The organism is Delftia sp. 60 (genome assembly GCF_002754395.1).
In the GTDB taxonomy this organism is placed as follows: domain Bacteria; phylum Pseudomonadota; class Gammaproteobacteria; order Burkholderiales; family Burkholderiaceae_C; genus Comamonas; species Comamonas acidovorans.
On sequence record NZ_PEFD01000001.1, the window covers coordinates 478,711 to 496,675 of the forward strand.

14 protein-coding genes and 1 pseudogene are annotated in these 17,965 nt (G+C 68.0%); 5 read left to right on the forward strand and 10 right to left on the reverse strand.

The window, feature by feature from the left end:
- Positions 1-22: 22 nt before the first annotated feature.
- Positions 23-1,159 (reverse strand): HPP family protein, encoded by a 1,137-nt coding sequence (locus tag CLV01_RS02160; protein ID WP_257221173.1) that lies wholly within the window; start codon positions 1,157-1,159, stop codon positions 23-25.
- 161 nt (positions 1,160-1,320) lie between these two features.
- On the reverse strand, positions 1,321-2,544 hold the full coding sequence (locus tag CLV01_RS02165; RefSeq protein ID WP_012202288.1) for a serine hydrolase domain-containing protein: 1,224 nt from the start codon (positions 2,542-2,544) through the stop codon (positions 1,321-1,323).
- Positions 2,545-2,671: 127 nt separating this feature from the next.
- Here CLV01_RS02165 and CLV01_RS02170 point away from each other — a divergent pair, with 127 nt between their 5' ends.
- The gene (locus CLV01_RS02170) at positions 2,672-3,643 is read left to right on the forward strand and encodes a tripartite tricarboxylate transporter substrate binding protein (protein ID WP_099732467.1); all 972 of its coding nucleotides are present in this window, start codon (positions 2,672-2,674) and stop codon (positions 3,641-3,643) included.
- A gap of 44 nt (positions 3,644-3,687) precedes the next feature.
- Here the strand turns inward: CLV01_RS02170 and gatB are convergent, their stop codons facing one another.
- Genes gatB through gatC form a run of 3 tightly spaced genes read right to left on the reverse strand, consistent with a single transcriptional unit; the run spans position 3,688 to position 6,988 of the window.
- Positions 3,688-5,133, reverse strand: coding sequence for an Asp-tRNA(Asn)/Glu-tRNA(Gln) amidotransferase subunit GatB (gene gatB / locus CLV01_RS02175; RefSeq protein WP_012202290.1), 1,446 nt, complete (start codon positions 5,131-5,133; stop codon positions 3,688-3,690).
- 6 nt (positions 5,134-5,139) lie between these two features.
- Complete coding sequence (gatA, locus tag CLV01_RS02180; RefSeq protein WP_013800221.1) at positions 5,140-6,636, reverse strand: Asp-tRNA(Asn)/Glu-tRNA(Gln) amidotransferase subunit GatA; 1,497 nt, start codon at positions 6,634-6,636, stop codon at positions 5,140-5,142.
- Positions 6,637-6,688: 52 nt separating this feature from the next.
- Positions 6,689-6,988: an Asp-tRNA(Asn)/Glu-tRNA(Gln) amidotransferase subunit GatC gene (gene gatC, locus CLV01_RS02185; RefSeq protein WP_012202292.1), complete on the reverse strand. Its 300-nt coding sequence runs from the start codon at positions 6,986-6,988 to the stop codon at positions 6,689-6,691.
- A 212-nt stretch (positions 6,989-7,200) separates the two neighbouring features.
- On the opposite strand from gatC, the gene CLV01_RS02190 reads away from it, so the two are divergent.
- The 4 genes and pseudogenes from CLV01_RS02190 (at position 7,201) to mrdA (ending at position 12,075) form a co-directional block, all read left to right on the forward strand.
- The gene (locus CLV01_RS02190) at positions 7,201-8,244 is read left to right on the forward strand and encodes a rod shape-determining protein (protein WP_012202293.1); all 1,044 of its coding nucleotides are present in this window, start codon (positions 7,201-7,203) and stop codon (positions 8,242-8,244) included.
- A 184-nt stretch (positions 8,245-8,428) separates the two neighbouring features.
- The gene (gene mreC / locus CLV01_RS02195; RefSeq protein WP_043821860.1) at positions 8,429-9,502 is read left to right on the forward strand and encodes a rod shape-determining protein MreC; all 1,074 of its coding nucleotides are present in this window, start codon (positions 8,429-8,431) and stop codon (positions 9,500-9,502) included.
- A pseudogene (gene mreD, locus CLV01_RS02200) lies at positions 9,499-10,016 on the forward strand (rod shape-determining protein MreD). Before mreC ends, mreD begins: the two are co-directional and overlap by 4 nt.
- A 13-nt stretch (positions 10,017-10,029) precedes the next feature.
- Entirely contained in the window at positions 10,030-12,075 is a 2,046-nt protein-coding gene (mrdA, locus tag CLV01_RS02205; protein WP_097204528.1) for a penicillin-binding protein 2, read from the forward strand.
- Positions 12,076-12,143: 68 nt separating this feature from the next.
- On the opposite strand, the gene CLV01_RS02210 is transcribed toward mrdA, so the two are convergent.
- The 5 genes from CLV01_RS02210 to CLV01_RS02230 all read right to left on the reverse strand — a co-directional run bounded on the left by CLV01_RS02210 (position 12,144) and on the right by CLV01_RS02230 (position 17,656).
- Positions 12,144-12,902 (reverse strand): amino acid ABC transporter ATP-binding protein, encoded by a 759-nt coding sequence (locus tag CLV01_RS02210; RefSeq protein ID WP_012202297.1) that lies wholly within the window; start codon positions 12,900-12,902, stop codon positions 12,144-12,146.
- A complete protein-coding gene (locus CLV01_RS02215; protein ID WP_012202298.1) occupies positions 12,899-13,681 on the reverse strand; it encodes an amino acid ABC transporter permease in 783 nt (260 codons plus the stop codon). The genes CLV01_RS02210 and CLV01_RS02215 overlap by 4 nt, the downstream gene beginning before the upstream one ends.
- A gap of 65 nt (positions 13,682-13,746) precedes the next feature.
- Positions 13,747-14,517 carry an ABC transporter substrate-binding protein gene (locus tag CLV01_RS02220; protein WP_013800225.1) on the reverse strand — a complete coding sequence of 257 codons (771 nt, stop codon included), beginning with the start codon at positions 14,515-14,517 and terminating at the stop codon, positions 13,747-13,749.
- A gap of 251 nt (positions 14,518-14,768) precedes the next feature.
- Entirely contained in the window at positions 14,769-15,527 is a 759-nt protein-coding gene (locus CLV01_RS02225) for a sulfite exporter TauE/SafE family protein (RefSeq protein WP_013800226.1), read from the reverse strand.
- A 371-nt stretch (positions 15,528-15,898) separates the two neighbouring features.
- Positions 15,899-17,656, reverse strand: coding sequence for a GMC family oxidoreductase (locus CLV01_RS02230; RefSeq protein ID WP_099732466.1), 1,758 nt, complete (start codon positions 17,654-17,656; stop codon positions 15,899-15,901).
- Positions 17,657-17,965 lie beyond the last annotated feature (309 nt).

Consider the following 17,965-nt stretch of genomic DNA (forward strand, 5'->3'; position numbering starts at 1 on the left):
ACTGGCGCATTGCCGGGGCGCCCTATCTGCCCGGCTGCAGCAGCAGCCGCATCAGATCCGTGCGCGTGATCAGGCCGGTCAGACGGCCTTCGCGCATCACGGGAATGCAGGGCACGCTGTTCCGGGCCAGGGCGTCCAGCAACTGGCCCACGGGCGTGTCTTCGTCCACGCTGAGTTCAGGCGCATGAACCAGCTGGGGCAGCTCCGACAGGCGGGGCGCGGCCCGGGTCTTGCCGGGCAGGCGCTGGCCCAGCCAGTTCAACAAAGAAGGTTTTGCCGCAGATTCGGCCGGGCGCACGGGGCTCATCCACAGCCACTCGTACAGCTCGGCACGGGAGACCGTGCCGGCCAGGCCGCCATCGGCGTCCAGCACCGGCAGGCTCTTGGCCGGGTGCGCGCGAAAGCGTGCGGCCACGGCGTGCACGTCGTCGTCCATGGAGCAGCTCACGGGATGGCGCGTCATCAGCTGGGCGCAGCGCACGCCGCCCAGCCGGTGCTCGATGGCGGTTTCCTCGGCGGCGGCCAGCAGCTCGGCCAGGTCATCGGCTTCCAGGTTGTTTTCCTGGCCGAAGCGCAGCAGCAGCCCCTCCAGATCGGCATGGGACAGGCCCAGGCGCGAGGCATGGCGGTGGGCAGCATCGGCGGGCGCGGCCTTGGGCGCCGTGTCGGCATGGTGCGGATAGCGCCGGCCCGTGGCGCGGTGGAGCGCCGTGGCCGCCAGGACCAGCCCCAGTGTCAGCGCGCCCACGGGCAGGAAGGGCAGCATCCAGCCGGCGGCCAGCGAGGCCTTGGCGTTGAGCACCGTCAGCAGGGCCATGGCGCCACCTGGCGGGTGCAGCGAGCGCGTCAGCAGCATGCAGCCTATGGCGCCACCTACGGCCAGCGCAGGGGCCAGCTGGGGCGGGCACCACTGCAGCACGAACAGGGCCCAGAGCGCTGACACCGTATTGCCCACCACGCAGGACCAGGGCTGGGCCAGCGGGCTGGTGGGCACGGCGAACAGCAGCACGGCCGTGGCACCCAGCGGCGCGAACAGGCGCAGGGGAAGATCCCAGGTGCCCGCATGCGCCAGCCAGACCAGGGCCGTGGCCAGCCCCATGCCCACGATGGAGCCCATGGCCACGCGCCACATGTCCGCAGGCGCGGGGCGTGGCACCACCGGCCCCCATGCTTTTCTGTTCCAGCCCATGGCCTTGTTGTCTTTTTGTCTTTGCCTGCGCGGCCCCGGGGCAGGGCTGCAAAAGCGCGTCATTTTAGGAAGGGACGCCGCTCTTGCTGGCAGCATGGGCTTTGCACTGCCTTGGTGCAAACCTGGAAGATTCAGTCCACCACGGACTGGTACACGCCCTCGCGCATCACCCAGCGGTAGGGAATGCGCTGGGCCATGGACTGCATCATGAGGATGGCGAACAAATCCTCCTTCGGATCCACCCAGAAGAAGGTGCCGTAGATGCCGCTCCATGAAAAGTCGCCCACGCTGCCCGGCAGCGGGTTGAGGCCGGGCGCCGTGCGCACCGCAAAGCCCAGGCCGAAGCCCTGGCCCACCTCGGGCGAGGGCAGCTGGGCGCCGAAGTACGCCATGTCCGGCCCCATGCGCACGCTGGCGGGCAGGTGGTTGGTGGTCATCAGCTCCACGGTCTTGCGAGAGACCAGGCGCACGCCGTCTAGCGTGCCGCCGTTGCACCAGAACAGGCACAGCCGCGCATAGTCGGCCATGGTCGAGACCATGCCGCCGCCGCCCGACTCGAACATCATGGCGCGCGTGACCGGGGGGATGGGCGGCATCTGTTTCTGCGGCCCTTCAGGCTGGGGCCTTGCGGCCCGTGCGATCTCGCTGTCGGGCGCATGAAAGCCCGTGTCGGCCATGCCCAGCGGTCCGGTGATGTGCTCGCGCACGAAGGCGGCCAGCGTCTGGCCGCTGACCACCTCGACCACGCGGCCCAGCACGTCGGTGGACATGCCGTATTCCCAGGTCTCGCCGGGCTGGGCCACCAGCGGCAGCTGCGCGAGCCTGGTGATGAACTGCGCATTGGTGAACTTGCCGCTGAACAGGCCCGCATCCAGGTACATCTTCTTGACGGGGTGTTCGGTGCCGGCGAATCCATAGGGAATGCCGGAGGTGTGGCGCAGCAGGTCCTGCAGCGTGATGGGCCGCGCCAGCGGCGCGCGCTCCAGGCCCACGCGCAGCGCGGCCAGCTCGGGCAGGTACTGCTCCACAGGCTCGATGATGGACAGCCGCCCCTGCTCGGCCAGCATCATGATGGCCAGCGAGGTGATGGGCTTGCTCATGGAGGCGATGCGGAAGATGGCATCGGGCCGCATGGCCGTGCCGGCCTCGGGGTCCAGCAGGCCGAAGCTCTCCAGGTAGGCCAGCTTGCCGCGCCGTGCCACCAGGGCCACGGCGCCCGGGATCTCGCCGGTGTCCACGCCGCGCTGCAGCCGGGCCGACAGGCGTGCCAGGCGTGCGCTGCCCAGGCCCACGGTTTCAGGGGAGTCGGCCCAGGGCAGGCCGGGGATGTGCAGGCGGTCGGTGCTGGCGGTCATGGAGTCTCCTGTGGTGTGCGTCGATTGTTCCGGCAGATGGTCTGGTGCGCTGTTGGCTGCGGGACAGCGGCGTGCGGGTGCAGCGGGCATGTCGCCGCTAAACTGGCCCGCAGGAGACAACGACACCATGAAGCAGATCATTCTGGCCGCCGCAGCCTGCGCGGCCGCCGCCTTGGCCATGCCGGCCAGCGCCGCCTATCCCGACAAGCCCATCCGCCTGGTCGTGCCCTTCCCGCCCGGGCAGGCCACGGACATCTTTGCGCGCGCGCTGGCCGAAAAGCTCGCCCAGAAGCTGGGCCAGCCGCTGGTGGTGGAGAACAAGGCCGGGGCCGGCAGCAACATCGGCAGCGAGCAGGTGGTGCGCAGCCCGGCCGACGGCTACACGCTGCTCGTGGCCGGCAGTGCCATGGCCGTGAACCAGACGCTGTACAAGAAGGTGAATTTCGACCCGCGCACCGACCTGGTGGGCATCACGCTGATCGCCAAGGTGCCGCTGGTGTTCCTGGCGCACCCGGGTGCGGGCATCCAATCCATGAAAGATCTGGTGGCCAAGGCGCGTGCCGAGCCGGGCCGCTGGAACTACGCCAGCGCCGGCATCGGCGGCACCCAGCACCTGAGCGCCGAGATGGTCAAGGCGCGCGCCAAGATACAGATAGAGCACATCCCCTACAAGGGCAGCGGCCCCGCGCAGGCGGACTTCGTGGGCGGCCAGGTGCCGCTGATGGTGGATTCGGTGACGGCCGCCCTGCCCAATATCCAGGCGGGCAAGGCGGTGCCGCTGGGCGTGACGTCCAGCGCCCGCTCCAGCCAGCTGCCCGAGGTGCCGGCCATTGCCGAATCGGGCCTGCCCGAGTTCCGGGGCTTCGAGGCCGTGGGCTGGCTGGGCCTGATGGCGCCCAGGGGCACGCCGCAGGAAGTGATAGACCGGCTCAACCGCGAGGCCGTGGCCATCCTGCGCAGCCCCGAGATGCGCAAGTTCATCAGCGACCGGGGATCGGAGGCTGCGCCCACCACGCCCCGCGAGATGGATGCCTTCGTGGCCTCCGAGATCACGCAGTGGGGCCAGGCCGTGCGGCAGTCGGGCGCCTCGGTGGATTGAGGCAGGCGCCCCCCGGAGCGCGTGGGGGCGCCCGCTGCGGCCGGTCAGGCCAGCTTGGCCTTGAGCAGCTCGTTGACCTGCGCCGGGTTGGCCTTGCCCTTGGAAGCCTTCATGACCTGGCCGACCAGGGCGTTGAAGGCCTTGTCCTTGCCTGCGCGGTACTGCTCCACGTTGGCCGGGTTGGCGGCGATCACCTCGTCGATGATCTTCTCCATGGCGCCCGTGTCGTTCATCTGCTTGAGGCCCTTGGCCTCGATGATGGCATCGACATCGCTGCCTTCACCGCTCCACAGCGCCTCGAAGACCTGCTTGGCGGCGTTGTTGGAGATGGTGCCGTCGCCGATGCGCTGGATCAGCGCTGCCAGCTGGGCGCTGGAGACCTTGGCGGCCTCCATGCCGATTTCCTCGGTGTTCAGGCGGCGCGAGATCTCGCCCATGATCCAGTTGCTGGCCAGCTTGGGCGCATTGCAGGCCCGGGCCGTGTCCTCGAAGTAGGCGGCCATGGCCTGGCTTTGCGTCAGCGTGGTGGCGTCGTACTCGGGCAGGGCGTACTGCTCGACAAAGCGCGCGGCCATGGCGCGCGGCAGCTCGGGCATGTCGGCCCTGACCTGTTCCACCCACTCGGGCGCGACCACCAGCGGCGGCAGGTCCGGGTCGGGGAAGTAGCGGTAGTCGGCCGCGTCTTCCTTGGTGCGCATGGAGCGCGTCTCGCCCGTGTCGGGGTCGAACAGCACGGTGGCCTGCTGGATGCGGCGGCCGTCCTCGATTTCCTCGATCTGCCAGCGGATCTCGTAGTCGATGGCCAGCTGCATGTTCTTGAAGCTGTTGAGGTTCTTGATCTCGCGGCGCGTGCCCAGCGGCTGGCCGGGCTTGCGCACGGAGACGTTGGCGTCGCAGCGGAAGCTCCCTTCCTGCATGTTGCCGTCGCAGATACCGATCCAGGTCACGATCTGGTGCAGCGTCTTGGCGTAGGCCACGGCTTCTTCCGTGCTGCGGATGTCGGGCTCGGTCACGATCTCCAGCAGCGGCGTGCCGGCGCGGTTCAGATCGATGCCCGACTGGCCGATGAAGTCCTCGTGCAGCGACTTGCCGGCGTCTTCCTCCAGGTGGGCGCGCACCAGGCGGATGGTCTTCTTCTCGTCGCCGAGGAAGAAGGACACTTCGCCGCCCTGGACCACGGGAATCTCGAACTGCGAGATCTGGTAGCCCTTGGGCAGGTCGGGGTAGAAGTAGTTCTTGCGCGCGAAGATGCTGCGCGGCGCAATGTGCGAGCCCAGCGCCAGGCCGAGCCGGATGGCGCACTCGACGGCCTTTTTGTTCATCACCGGCAGCGTGCCGGGCAGCGCCATGTCCACGGCGCAGGCCTGGGTGTTGGGCTCGGCGCCGAAGGCGGTGCTGGCGCGGCTGAAGATCTTGGACTGGGTGGCCAGCTGGGCGTGGGTCTCGAAGCCGATGACGACTTCATAGCCCTGGATGAGTTTCGCGGTCATGGGGTATCAGATGCCCTTCGGAGCTTGAAGGTGGAAGTCGGTGGCCTGCTGGAAGCGGTGGGCGGCGTTGAGCAACTGGCCTTCCTTGAAGTAGTTGCCGATCAGCTGCAGGCCCACGGGCATGCCGGCCTCGCCAAAGCCAGCGGGCACGCTCATGCCGGGCAGGCCGGCCAGCGATGCGGGCAGCGTGAAGATGTCGGCCAGGTAGTTGGCCAGCGGGTCGCTCTTTCCGCCCAGCTGCCAGGCCACGGTGGGCGCGGCGGGGCCGGCGATCACGTCGCACTGCTGGAAGGCGGCCTGGAAGTCGTCGGCGATCATGCGGCGGATCTTCTGCGCCTGCAGGTAGTAGGCGTCGTAGTAGCCCTCGGACAGCACATAGGCGCCGATCATGATGCGGCGCTTGACCTCGTCGCCGAAGCCTTCGGCACGGGTCTTCTTGTACATGTCCACCAGGTCCGTGTAGTCCTTGGCGCGGTGGCCGAACTTCACGCCGTCGAAGCGCGAGAGGTTGGACGATGCCTCGGCCGGGGCCAGGATGTAGTACACGGGAATCGACAGCTCGGTGCGCGGCAGCGAGATCGGCACCAGGCGGGCGCCCAGCTTCTCGTATTCCTTGAGGGCGCCATCCACGGCGGCGCGCACGTCGGCCGACAGGCCTTCGCCGAAGAACTCGGCGGGGATGCCGATGCGCAGGCCTTCGATGCCGTCGTTCAGGCGGGCCGTGAAGTCCTCGGCGGGCACGTCCAGGCTGGTGGAGTCGCGGTCCAGGTCGGGGCCGCACATCTCGGACAGCAGCAGGGCGCAGTCCTCGGCGCTCTTGCCCATGGGACCGGCCTGGTCCAGGCTGGAGGCGAAGGCGATCATGCCGTAGCGGCTGGCGCGGCCATAGGTGGGCTTGATGCCCGTGATGCCGCAAAACGATGCGGGCTGGCGGATGGAGCCGCCCGTGTCGGTGCCGGTGACGGCGGGCGCCAGGCCGGCGGCCACGGCCACGGCCGAGCCGCCCGAGGAGCCGCCGGGCACGCGATCCGTGTTCCAGGGGTTGCGCACGGGCGCGGGGGCGTCGAAGCCCACGGGCGCGATGGCCGAGTTCTCGTTGGCCGAGCCCATGGCGAATTCATCGCAGTTGAGCTTGCCCAGCGTCACGGCGCCGGCCTCGGCCAGGCGCGTCACCACGGTGGCGTCGAAGGGCGAGCGGTAGCCGGCCAGCATCTTGCTGGAGGCCGTGGTCGGGAAGTCGCGCGTGACGAAGATGTCCTTGTGCGCAATGGGCACGCCAGCTAGGCGGCCGCCCTTGCCCTGGGCAATCAGGGCGTCGGCAGCGCGGGCCTGGGCCAGGGTGGCCTCTTCGTCGATGCTGACGAAGGCGCCCAGGTTCTGGTGCGCCTGGGCGCGGGCCAGGAAATGCTGGGCGGCTTCGACGGCGCCGAGCTTGCGCTCGCGCAGCAGGGCCGACAGGGCCGACACGCCGAGCGTGTGCAGATCAGTGGTTTGCTGGGTCATGTATGGGGTGCGGAAAACGGGGACGGATGCCAGTGACGAGGGCGCGCGGCGCTTACTCGATCACCTTGGGGACCAGGAACAGGCCGCGCTCGACGGCCGGTGCGCTGCGCTGGTTGGCGTCGCGCTGGTCGGGCTCGCTGGCAATGTCCTCGCGAAGACGCAGGGCAATGTCCTGGATGGCGGCGACCGGATGTGACAGCGGGCTGACGCCTGAAGTATCCACAGCCTGCATCTTCTCCACGATGCCGAAAAAATCATTGAGCTGGCCTAGCATGCGCTCACTCTCGGTGGAGGAGAGCTCAAGTCGTGCCAGGTTCGCGATGCGTGCGATGTCTTGTGCGTTCAGTGCCATAGGATTTTTGAAGGGGGCAACGGGATGTAAACCCGTATTTCAAGCCCCGGCAGTAGAAGTTATTCACAGGGGATACGGTATTATCTCGGCTTTGCCGCAATACCCTCTCCGAGCCGGTCATTGTGCGAAAAGCCAACCCCATCCAGACTCCCTAACTTTCATCCCGGCGATGGCAGGCCGACGAGCATGCCGTGCCTGAGAGGACTCTCGTAATGTTCGGAGCTTTCCGTCGGTATTTCTCCACCGACCTTGCCATTGATCTTGGCACAGCCAACACCCTGATTTTCGCCCGCGACAAGGGCATTGTTCTGGACGAACCCTCCGTTGTCGCGATCCGCCACGAAGGCGGGCCGCACGGCAAGAAGGTGATCCAGGCGGTGGGCCGCGAGGCCAAGGCCATGCTGGGCAAGGTGCCCGGCAACATCGAGGCCATCCGCCCGATGAAGGACGGCGTGATTGCCGACTTCGTCATCACGGAGCAGATGATCAAGCAGTTCATCAAGATGGTGCATCCGCGCTCGGTGCTCACGCCCAGCCCGCGCATCATCATCTGCGTGCCCTGCGGCTCCACCCAGGTCGAGCGCCGCGCCATCAAGGACGCGGCCGAGGCGGCAGGCGCCACCTCCGTCTACCTGATCGAGGAACCCATGGCTGCCGGCATCGGCGCCGGCCTGCCGGTGTCCGAGGCTTCGGGCTCCATGGTGGTGGACATCGGTGGCGGCACCACCGAAGTCGGCGTGATCTCGCTGGGCGGCATGGTCTACAAGGGCTCCGTGCGCGTGGGCGGCGACAAGTTCGACGAAGCCATCATCAGCTACATCCGCCGCAACTACGGCATGCTGATCGGCGAGCCCACGGCCGAGTCCATCAAGAAGAACATCGGCTCGGCCTTCCCCGGCTCCGAAGTCAAGGAGATGGAAGTCAAGGGCCGCAACCTCTCCGAAGGCGTGCCGCGCAGCTTCACCATCTCGTCCAACGAGGTGCTGGAAGCCCTGACGGATCCGCTCAACCAGATCGTCAGCGCCGTCAAGAACGCGCTGGAGCAGACACCGCCCGAGCTGGGCGCCGATATTGCCGAGCGCGGCATGATGCTCACCGGCGGCGGCGCGCTGCTGCGTGACCTGGACCGCCTGCTGGCCGAAGAAACCGGCCTGCCCGTGCTGGTGGCCGAAGAGCCGCTGACCTGCGTGGTGCGCGGCTGCGGCATGGCGCTGGAGACCATGGACCGCCAGGGCAGCATCTTCACCAGCGACTGATGCGGCGCAGGCCGGGGCCCGTTGTCGCGGGCCCGGGGCCGCAGCCGTCTGACTGCAACGACTTTTCTCCCCCTTCCGTGGTGACCTGCATGCTTGCCCTGCCTTCCTTCGCACCGGGACCGGCCCGTGCTTTCCAGGCTGCAGCAAGTGCGGCAGGGCAGGCCCTGCCACGCGGGAGGGCCGCATGAATCCCAATACCCTGGACCACTCGGCGCCCTCGCTGTTCAAGCGGCGGCCCTCGCGGGTCTCGCAACTGGCCCTGTACAGCGCCCTGGCGCTGTTTCTGATGGTGGCCGATGCGCGTTTCAGGATCACCGATCCCGTGCGCGTGGCCGTGGCCACCGTGCTGTACCCCGTGCAATGGGTGATGCTCAAGCCGGTGCAGGCCGTGCACGACGCCAGCCGCTACCTGGGCTCGCTGGACGATGCCCAGGCCCGCGAACAGGCCGCGCGCAAGGAACTGGTGGCCATGGCCCAGCGTGCATCGCTGGCCGACGAGCTGATCCAGGAAAACGACCACCTGCGCGAGCTGCTGCAGCTGCGCGATCGCCTCACCACGCCAGGCACCGCTGCCGAGGTGGTCTACGACAGCCCCGACCTCTATACGCGCCGCGTGGTCATCGACCGCGGCCAGGTGGATGGCATCGACCAGGGCTCGCCCGTGCTCGATGAAAAGGGCGTGGTCGGCCAGGTCACGCGCGTGTATCCGCTGCGTGCCGAGGTCACCCTGCTCATCGACCGCGACCAGGCCATTCCCGTCTTCAATCCGCGCACCGGCGCGCGCAGCGTGGCCTATGGCGATCCGTCGCCGCTGCGCACCGGCGGCATCGAGCTGCGCTTCATGCCCAGCAATGCCGATGTCCAGGAAGGCGACCTGCTGACCACCAGCGGCGTCGATGGCCTGTACCCGCCGGGCCTGCCCGTGGCCAAGGTGGTCTCGGTGGAGCGCCGCGCCGACTCGGCCTTCTCGCGCATCTACTGCGAGCCCGTGGGCCGCGTGCAGGGCGTGCGCCACGTGGTGGTGCTCAAGCCGCTGGACCGCGCCACCCACCCCGAGGCGGAAGGCGCCGCAGAACCCCTGCGCGCCGGCAAGGGCAAGGAAAAAGACAAGGGCAAGGAAAAAGACAAGGCCAAGGACGGCAAGGGCAAGGAAGCCTCCAAGGACGGCGGCAAGGCCGGCAAGACAGATGCGCCGGCCACGCCTGCCGCACCCGCTGCTCCCGCCGCACCCGCCTCCGCCAGGAAGGAGCCCGCATGATCATGCCGCGCGGCCAGCAGCTGCTGCTGCCGGTCAACCCCCTGTTCATCGTCGTCAGCCTGCTGGCGGCGCTGGCACTCAACATGCTGCCGCTGGGCCGCCAGGCCTGGCAGCCCGACCTGCTGATGGTGCTGCTGGCCTTCTGGGCGCTGAACCAGCCCCAGCGCGTGGGCATGGGCGTGGCCTTTTGCTGGGACTGTGCATGGATGTGGACCGCTCCTCCCTGCTGGGCCAGCATGCGCTGGCCTATGCGCTGCTGGTGTTCGCGGCTGGCGCCATGGGCCGGCGCCTGTCCTGGTTCTCCACGCCCGTGCAGGCGCTGCACCTGCTGCCCCTGTTCGCCGTCGTGCACGGCCTGCAGGTGCTGCTGCGCATGGTGGCGGGCGGCATCGTGCCCGGCCCGCTGGTGGTGGTGGCTCCCCTGATCGAGGCCCTGCTGTGGCCCCTGGTCAGCGGCCTGCTGCTGGCGCCGCAGCGCCGTCCGCCGGACAGTGACGAGAACCGTCCCCTGTGAGGCTTGACGCGTGATGGAAATCCGCAATACAGAAGCCGAGCTGCAGCGATTCAGGTTGCGCGCATGGGTGATGAGCGTGGTGGTGCTGCTGGCCTTCGGGCTGGTGGTGGCTCGCTTGCTGGTGCTGCAGGTGCAGCGCCATGAGGAGCTGGCAGAGCGCGCCGAAAGCAATCGCACGGCCGTGGTGCCCATCGTGCCCAACCGGGGCCAGATCCTGGACCGCAACGGCGTGGTGCTGGCCACCAACTACTCGGCCTATACGCTGGAGATCATGCCCTCGCGCGCGGGCAACCTTGAAGAGACCATCGACGGCCTGGCCGAGATCGTCGAGATCACGCCGCGCGACCGCCGCAAGTTCAAGCGCCTGGTGGATGATTCCCGCAGCTTCGACTCCCTGCCCATCCGCACGCGCCTGACCGATGACGAGGTCGCGCGCTTCGCCGCGCAGCGCTACCGCTTCCCGGGCGTGGACATCAAGGCGCGGCTGTTCCGCACCTATCCCATGCAGGACACGGCCAGCCACGTCATCGGCTACATAGGCCGCATCAACCAGCGCGAGAAAGAGGCGCTGGAAGACTCCGACGACGCCGCCAACTACCGGGGCACCGACGTCATCGGCAAGCTGGGCGTGGAGCAGAGCTACGAAACCGACCTGCACGGCCAGACCGGCTGGGAAGAGATGGAAACCTCGGCCGGCGGCCATGCCGTGCGCAAGCTCGGCAGCCGCCCCGCCACGCCCGGCGACAGCCTGGTGCTGTCGCTGGACATCAAGCTGCAGCGCATGGTGGAGGAGCTGTACGGCGACCGCCGTGGCGCCCTGGTGGCCATCGATCCGCGCAGCGGCGAGCTGTTGGCCATGGTCAGCCGCCCGACCTTCGACCTGAATCTCTTCGTCGATGGCATCGACCAGGAAAGCTGGACCGCGCTCAACGAATCCATCAACCGCCCGCTGCTCAACCGCGCGCTGCGCGGCACCTATCCGCCAGGCTCCACCTACAAGCCCTTCATGGCGATTGCCGCGCTGGAGTCGGGCAAGCGCCGCCCCGACACCACCATCATGGACAACGGCAGCTGGACCTTTGGCGGCCACACCTTCCGCTCGGGCCACCCCAACGGGCCGACCAATCTGCGCCGCTCCATCATCAAGTCGTCCAACGTGTACTACTACATGCTGGCCAACGACATGGGCGTGGACATGATCCACGACTACATGAAGCCGCTGGGCTTCGGCCAGATCACCGGCATCGACGTGCGCGGCGAGGCGCGCGGCGTGCTGCCCAGCACCGAGTGGAAGCGCAACACCTACAAGCGGCCCGAGCAGAAGAAGTGGTACGCGGGCGAGACCATCTCGCTGGGCATCGGCCAGGGCTACAACAACTTCACCATCCTGCAGCTGGCCAACGCCATGTCCACGCTGGCGGCCAAGGGCGTCAAGCACCGGCCCCACCTGGCCGTGGGACGTGTCGATGCCGTGACGCAGCAGTTCTCGGCCATCAACAAGGACCCCGGCACCAGCATGGGCTACAAGCCAGAGAACGTGGAAGCCGTGCGCGCTGCCGTGGCCGCCGTGACGGTGGAGGGCACCTCGCGCGGCATCTTCGGCAACGCGCCCTACACCTCCACCGGCAAGACCGGCACGGCCCAGGCCGTGGGCGTGCGCCAGAACGAGAAGTACAACGCCTCGCGCCTGTCCGAGTTCCAGCGCGACCACTCGCTGTACATCGCCTACGCGCCGGCCGACAACCCCACCATCGCCGTCGCCGTCATCGTGGAGAACGCCGGCTTTGGCGCCGCCGCTGCCGCGCCGCTGGCACGCCGCGTGTTCGACTACTGGCTGCTGGGCCGCTACCCCAGCCTGGAGGACATGGCCGCCATGCGCAAGGGCCAGGCCGGCGTGCCCATAGGCGCCCCGCGCCGCGTCTCCGAAATCACGCTGGACGCAGAAACCGTGAACCTGCCCGGCCTGCCGCGCTACGAGCCGCCCGAGGCATCGGTGCCCGTGGCATCCAACCGCGCTGCCGCGCTGCCGCCGCCGTCTGCTGGCGAGCTGGAGGATTGAGAAAGCAAAAGAGCCGGCATTGCCGGCTCTTTGTTTTCTTGAGCAGCCTGCGTGCGCAGGCCCAGGCCTCAATGCCCCATGCGCCCGATGAACGCCGCGATCCGCTCGCTGGCCGGGTTGCCGAAGAACTCGGCCGGTGGCGCCTCGTGGGCGATGCAGCCCTGGTCGAAGAACATCACGCGGTCGGCGACCTCGCGGGCGAAGCCCATTTCGTGGGTGACCACGATCATGGTCATGCCGCCGCGTGCCAGCTCGCGCATCACGTCCAGCACTTCCTGCACCATCTCCGGGTCCAGCGCGCTGGTGGGCTCGTCGAACAGCATCACCTGCGGCTCCATGGCCAGGGCGCGGGCAATGGCCACGCGCTGCTGCTGGCCGCCCGACAGCTGCCACGGGTACTTGTGGGCATGGGCCTGCATGCCCACGCGCTCCAGCAGGGCCATGGCCTTGGCATTGGCCTGGGCGCGCGGCGTTTTGTGGATGCGGCGCGGCGCCAGGGTCACGTTGTCCAGCACCGTCATGTGGCCGAACAGGTTGAACTGCTGGAACACCATGCCCACTTCGCAGCGCTGCTTTTGCAGCGTGGCTTCGTTGTCGGTGACTTCGACGCCGTCGATGGTGATGCGCCCGCCATCATGCGGCTCCAGCCGGTTGATGGCGCGCAGCAGCGTGGACTTGCCCGAGCCCGAGGCGCCGATGATCACCGTCACCTCGCCCGTGCAGAACTGCGTGGAAACGCCCTTGAGCACCTGGTGGCTGCCGAAGGACTTGGTGACCTTCTCGGCCACGATGTAGGGCATGCCCCGTGCCAGCTTGTCGGCGCTCATTTGTGGCGGCCCTCCACGTCGAAGCGGTACTCCACGGCAGCCGTGACCTGGGTCACCAGCGTGGTCAGCACCAGGTAGGTCACGCCCACGGTGACCAGGGTCTCCACGGGCTGGAAGGTGGCCGACTGGATGCGATTGCCCACATTGGTCAGCTCCACCACGCCGATGGCGTACGCCAGCGACGAATCCTTGAGCAGGGCCACGAAGTTGCTCACCAGCGGCGGCAGCGAGATCTTGAAGGCCTGCGGGAACACCACGTCCATGAAGACGCAGATGCGCGGCAGGCCCAGGGCGCGTGCGGCCTCGGCCTGGCCGCGCGGCACGGCCTGCAGGCCGGCGCGCACGGCTTCGGCGTTGTAGGCGCCCACGTTCAGCGCCAGTGCAATGCAGGCGGCTGCGAAGTCGGGCAGGTTCAGGCCCGGGATCAGCACCGGCAGCGCGAAGTAGATGAACAGGATCTGCACCAGCAGCGGCGTGCCGCGGATCGCCCAGACGTAGAAGCCCGCGGCCCAGCGCAGGGCGGCCGTGCGCGAGGTGCGCGCCAGCGCGGCGGCGATGCCCAGCACCAGGCCGGCGGCGCCGCTGACCAGCGTCAGGTACAGCGTGGTGCGCGCGCCTTCGGCGAAGGTGTCGGCATTGGAGCCTATGGGCTCGGGCAGCAGGGACAGCAACTGCCCCAGCAGCGAAACCACGAGCACCATCAGCAGCAGGGCCGTGACCAGGGTGGCGTTGCTGCGCTGCGAGCGGCTCCAGTGGGCGGGCCAGAGGACGGTAAGCATAGGTGGGCTAGAAACAAAAAGGCGCCCTGCAAGTGGGCGCCGGTCGGGCAGATCTGCCCGGGGCCTCAGTCAGGGCAGCGGATGTCTTCGTGGAAGTATTTCTGCGACAGCTTGGCGTAGCTGCCGTCGGCCAGGGCTTCCTTGAAGGCCTTGTTCCAGGCATCGGCCAGCGACTTGTTGTCCTTGGCCACGGCGGCGGCAATGCGCTCGACCAGCAGCAACTCGCCCTGCTTGAGCTGGGCATTGGGGTTCTTTTGCTGCAGTTCCTTGGCGATGAAGCGTTCGGTCACCCAGGCGTCCACCCGCTTGGACAGCAGCGCATTGCGGGCGGCCTCGTTGGTGGGGAAGTTGACCAGGCGCTTGATGCCGGGCAGGTTCTTCTCCATGTACTGCATATAGGTGGTGCCGGTCTGCACCGACACCGTCTTGCCCGCCAGGTCCTTGGCCGAGCGGATGGCCGGGTCCAGCGACATCACGATGGCGCCAGAGCAGTAGTGGGGCTGGGTGAAGGTCACGGCCTTCTCGCGCTCGGGCGTGATGCCGTGCGAGGAGATCACCAGATCCCAGCGGTCCTGCTGCAGGCCCGTGAGCAGGGCGTCGAAGCTGATGGTCTTCCACTCGTACTTCACGCCCATCTTGGCGGCCATCATCTGGGCCAGCTCGACTTCGAAGCCGGTCAGCTGCTTGCCCTCGAAATGGGCGAAGGGCGCGTAGTAGCCCTCGGTGGCCAGGCGAAGCGTGCCTTCCTTCTGGATGGCGTCGAAGGGGCGGGCCTGAACGCCGGCGGCGGTCCACAGGGCCAGCGCGGCGGCGGCGATGACGGTAAAGCGTTTCATGGAACTCCTGGGCTGTCGCTCAAGACCTGACCCCGGCGCCGCAGCATGAAGAAAGCGCCAAGGCACGCATCAGTGCATGGGCCATGGACGGCGGGGCCGGTTTTTTGCGGCTGGTCGGCTGGTCGGGTACGGCCGCTGGCAGGGGTGCGACATGCACCAGCCGCCGCAGCTCAAGGCGAAAAGTCGGCAATTATAGAAGGTTGCCGTCGCCAACGCCGATGGCAGGTGTTGCGAACGCCGCTGGCCCGTGCTCAGGCGATGAAGGCGTCGTAGCCGGTCTTGAGGATCAGCAGGCTCACCACGCCGATGAAAATGCCGCGCACAAAGCCCGTTCCATGGCGCAGGGCCATGTGCGTGCCCAGCATGGCGCCCAGCACATTGGCCACCGCCATGGGCACGGCCAGGTGCCACCAGATATGGCCCTTGAGCGCGAACAGCGCCAGCGCCGCCAGGTTGGTGGCCATGTTCAGCAGCTTGGCCGAGGCCGACGCGTTCAGGAAGTCATAGCCCATCAGCCGCACGAACAGGAACACGAAGAAGCTGCCCGTGCCGGGGCCGAAGAAACCGTCGTAGAAGCCAATCACCAGGCCGATGGCGCAGGCGATCAGCGTCTCGGCGCGGCCCGAATAGTGCGGCGTGTGGTGGCGGCCCATGTCCTTGCGCGCCAGCGTGTAGACCAGCACGCCCAGCAGCACCAGCGGCAGCAGCCGGCGCAGGAAATCGGGGGAGATCTGCGTGACGGCCCAGGCGCCCGCAAAAGAGCCCGCCATGCCCACGCAGGCCGCGGGCATCATCGCGCGCCAGGGCAACTGCACCTTGCGGCCGTACTGCCAGGTGGACATGGCCGTGCCCCAGACCGAGGCGCTCTTGTTGGTGCCCAGCAGCGTGGCGGGCGGTGCGGTGGGGAAGGTGGCGAACAGCGCGGGCAGCAAGATGAGTCCCCCGCCGCCCACGATGGCGTCCACGAAGCCGGCCAGCATCGAGGCCAGCGAGACGATGATCCATTCCATAGGGCGGCGATTGTCGCACCGCCCAGGTGCCGCAGCAGGCTGGCCGCAGGCATAAAAAAAGCGCCGGACTTGCCGGCGCTCTGGGAAATGCATCTTGAGATGCTATTTATGAATGTTGATCTGGTTGTGTACGAGTTGTCTCCTCGGCCCCTCTTGTGCAGCACTGTGGTGCCGCGAGAGTGGGTGGACTTTAATGGTCGCACCTGGGTGGTGCATCGGGGATTTCCCGCAGTTACCGCAAAAGTGCGGGATTGCACCAGCAAAGGGCCGTGAACACCGGGTGCCGCGGCTTTGACGCCAGGGCGACCATCCGTTCCTCATCGATCTGTTTCTGCCCACAACAACCCTGGTCCGCCCGGGCTTGGCGCCCCTCAGGCGGCCATCGCCACCGCTGCGTCGGCTGGTGCCGCCGTCGCTGTCGCTGTCGTTGTCGTTGTCGCTGTCGTTATCCCTGCCTGTCCCTGCCGGTCCGCAAGAATCCAGCCGGCGGCCTTCTCCGCCATCATCAGCGTCGGGCTGTTGGTGTTGCCGCTGGTGATGCGCGGCATGGCGCCTGCATCGATCACGCGCAGGCCCTGTACGCCGCGCACGCGCAGGCGGCTGTCCAGCACGGCCATGGGGTCGTCGGCGCGGCCCATCTTCGTCGTGCCCACGGGGTGGAAGATGGTGGTGGCGATGTCGCCGGCCAGGCGCGCCAGATCCTCGTCGCTCTGGTACTGCACGCCAGGCTTCCATTCCTCGGGGGCGAAGCGCGCCAGTGCGCTCTGGCCGACGATGCGGCGTGTCACGCGCAGGCTGTCGGCGGCCACCTGCCGGTCCTCGGGCGTGGACAGGTAGTGCGGCGCAATGGCCGGCGCCTGGCGGAAGTCCCCGCTGTGGATGCGCACCGTGCCCCGGCTCGTGGGATTGAGGTTGCAGACGCTGGCCGTGAAGGCTGGAAAACCGTGCAGCGGCTCGCCGAAGGCGTCCAGCGACAGCGGCTGCACGTGGTACTGGATATTGGGGTGCGCCTGCTGCGGGCTGCTGCGCGTGAAGGCCCCCAGCTGGGAGGGCGCCATGCTCATCGGCCCGCTGCGGCGCAGCAGGTATTCCAGGCCGATGCCGGCCTTGCCCCACAGCGAATTGGCCATGGTGTTCAGCGTGCGCGCGCCCTTGATCTTGTAGACCGAGCGGATCTGCAGATGGTCCTGCAGGTTCTCGCCCACGCCGGGCAGGTCGTGGCGCACGGCAATGCCGTGGTTCTGCAGCAGCGCGCCCGGGCCGATGCCCGACAGCTGCAGGATCTGCGGGGAGTTGACGGCGCCCGCGCACAGCAGCACCTCCTGGCTTGCCTGCACGTTGACCATTTCCGAGCCGGTCCAGACCTGGGCGCCGCTGCAGCGCAGGCCGCCGGCGGGCAGCTGTTCGAACAGCAGCTGGCTGACCTGGGCATGGGTCCACAGCTCGAAATTGGGGCGGCCATAGCAGGTGGGCCGCAGGAAGGCCTTGGCGGTGTTCCAGCGCAGGCCGCCCTTTTGGTTGACCTCGAAGTAGCCCACCCCCTCGTTGCTGCCGCCGTTGAAGTCCTCGGTGGCCGGAATGCCGGCCTGCTGCGCGGCTTCGGCAAAGGCGTCCAGGATGTCCCAGCGCAGGCGCTGCCGCTCCACGCGCCATTCAGCGCTGCCGCCTGTGCCCGTGCCGCCGTGCAGGGCACGAAAGCCTGCATCGGCGTTGCCGCCGGCATCGAGCCGCCAATGGCTTTCATGCTGGCGGAAGGCCGGCAGCACCTGGTCCCAGCGCCAGGCGTCGTCCCCGGTCAGTTCGGCCCAGCCGTCGTAGTCGCGGGCCTGGCCGCGCATGTAGATCATGCCGTTGATGCTGGAGCAGCCGCCCAGCGTCTTGCCGCGCGGATAGCGCAGGCTGCGGCCGTTGAGCCCTGCGTCGGGCTCGGTCTGGTAGAGCCAGTCGGTGCGTGGATTGCCGATGCAGTACAGGTAGCCCACGGGGATGTGGATCCAGTGGTAGTCGTCCTTGGCGCCTGCCTCGATCAGCAGCACGCGGCTGCGGCCATCGCGCGAAAGCCTGTTGGCCAGGAGGGCGCCCGCCGTGCCGGCGCCGATGACGATGTAGTCGAAGGTGGTGTTGCTCATGGAGATGGGCGGGCGTCCGCTGCGGGCCGGAACGTCCTTGGGAGCCGGGGTTGGTGCTTCGGCCCATTGTGCGGACGGCATGCGCACTGTCGAGAGGGAAAGCGCGCTGGACTCCTTTTTTCGCAGCATCGCATGCAGCAGTCATGGCTGTCGCGCTGGTTTTTTGATAAAAATTGCACGCGTAGGGCAAAGCTGTCGTGCGCACGGCGCCGCCAGGCAATCTGCGGCCCGTGCCGCTCGGTTATCCTGCGGTCTTGGCTGCAATGCCGCCCGGCCCTGCCTGCGCGCCCCGCCTTCGCAACCCCCAAG

Excerpts from the sequence above, each read along its gene's own strand:
- CLV01_RS02165 (WP_012202288.1), bottom strand. The coding sequence starts at position 2,544 with ATGACCGCCAGCACCGACCGCCTGCACATCCCCGGCCTGCCCTGGGCC.
- CLV01_RS02170 (WP_099732467.1), top strand. The coding sequence starts at position 2,672 with ATGAAGCAGATCATTCTGGCCGCCGCAGCCTGCGCGGCCGCCGCCTTG.
- gatB (WP_012202290.1), bottom strand. The coding sequence starts at position 5,133 with ATGACCGCGAAACTCATCCAGGGCTATGAAGTCGTCATCGGCTTCGAG.
- gatA (WP_013800221.1), bottom strand. The coding sequence starts at position 6,636 with ATGACCCAGCAAACCACTGATCTGCACACGCTCGGCGTGTCGGCCCTG.
- gatC (WP_012202292.1), bottom strand. The coding sequence starts at position 6,988 with ATGGCACTGAACGCACAAGACATCGCACGCATCGCGAACCTGGCACGA.
- CLV01_RS02190 (WP_012202293.1), top strand. The coding sequence starts at position 7,201 with ATGTTCGGAGCTTTCCGTCGGTATTTCTCCACCGACCTTGCCATTGAT.
- mreC (WP_043821860.1), top strand. The coding sequence starts at position 8,429 with ATGAATCCCAATACCCTGGACCACTCGGCGCCCTCGCTGTTCAAGCGG.
- mrdA (WP_097204528.1), top strand. The coding sequence starts at position 10,030 with ATGGAAATCCGCAATACAGAAGCCGAGCTGCAGCGATTCAGGTTGCGC.
- CLV01_RS02210 (WP_012202297.1), bottom strand. The coding sequence starts at position 12,902 with ATGAGCGCCGACAAGCTGGCACGGGGCATGCCCTACATCGTGGCCGAG.
- CLV01_RS02215 (WP_012202298.1), bottom strand. The coding sequence starts at position 13,681 with ATGCTTACCGTCCTCTGGCCCGCCCACTGGAGCCGCTCGCAGCGCAGC.
- CLV01_RS02220 (WP_013800225.1), bottom strand. The coding sequence starts at position 14,517 with ATGAAACGCTTTACCGTCATCGCCGCCGCCGCGCTGGCCCTGTGGACC.
- CLV01_RS02225 (WP_013800226.1), bottom strand. The coding sequence starts at position 15,527 with ATGGAATGGATCATCGTCTCGCTGGCCTCGATGCTGGCCGGCTTCGTG.
- CLV01_RS02230 (WP_099732466.1), bottom strand. The coding sequence starts at position 17,656 with ATGAGCAACACCACCTTCGACTACATCGTCATCGGCGCCGGCACGGCG.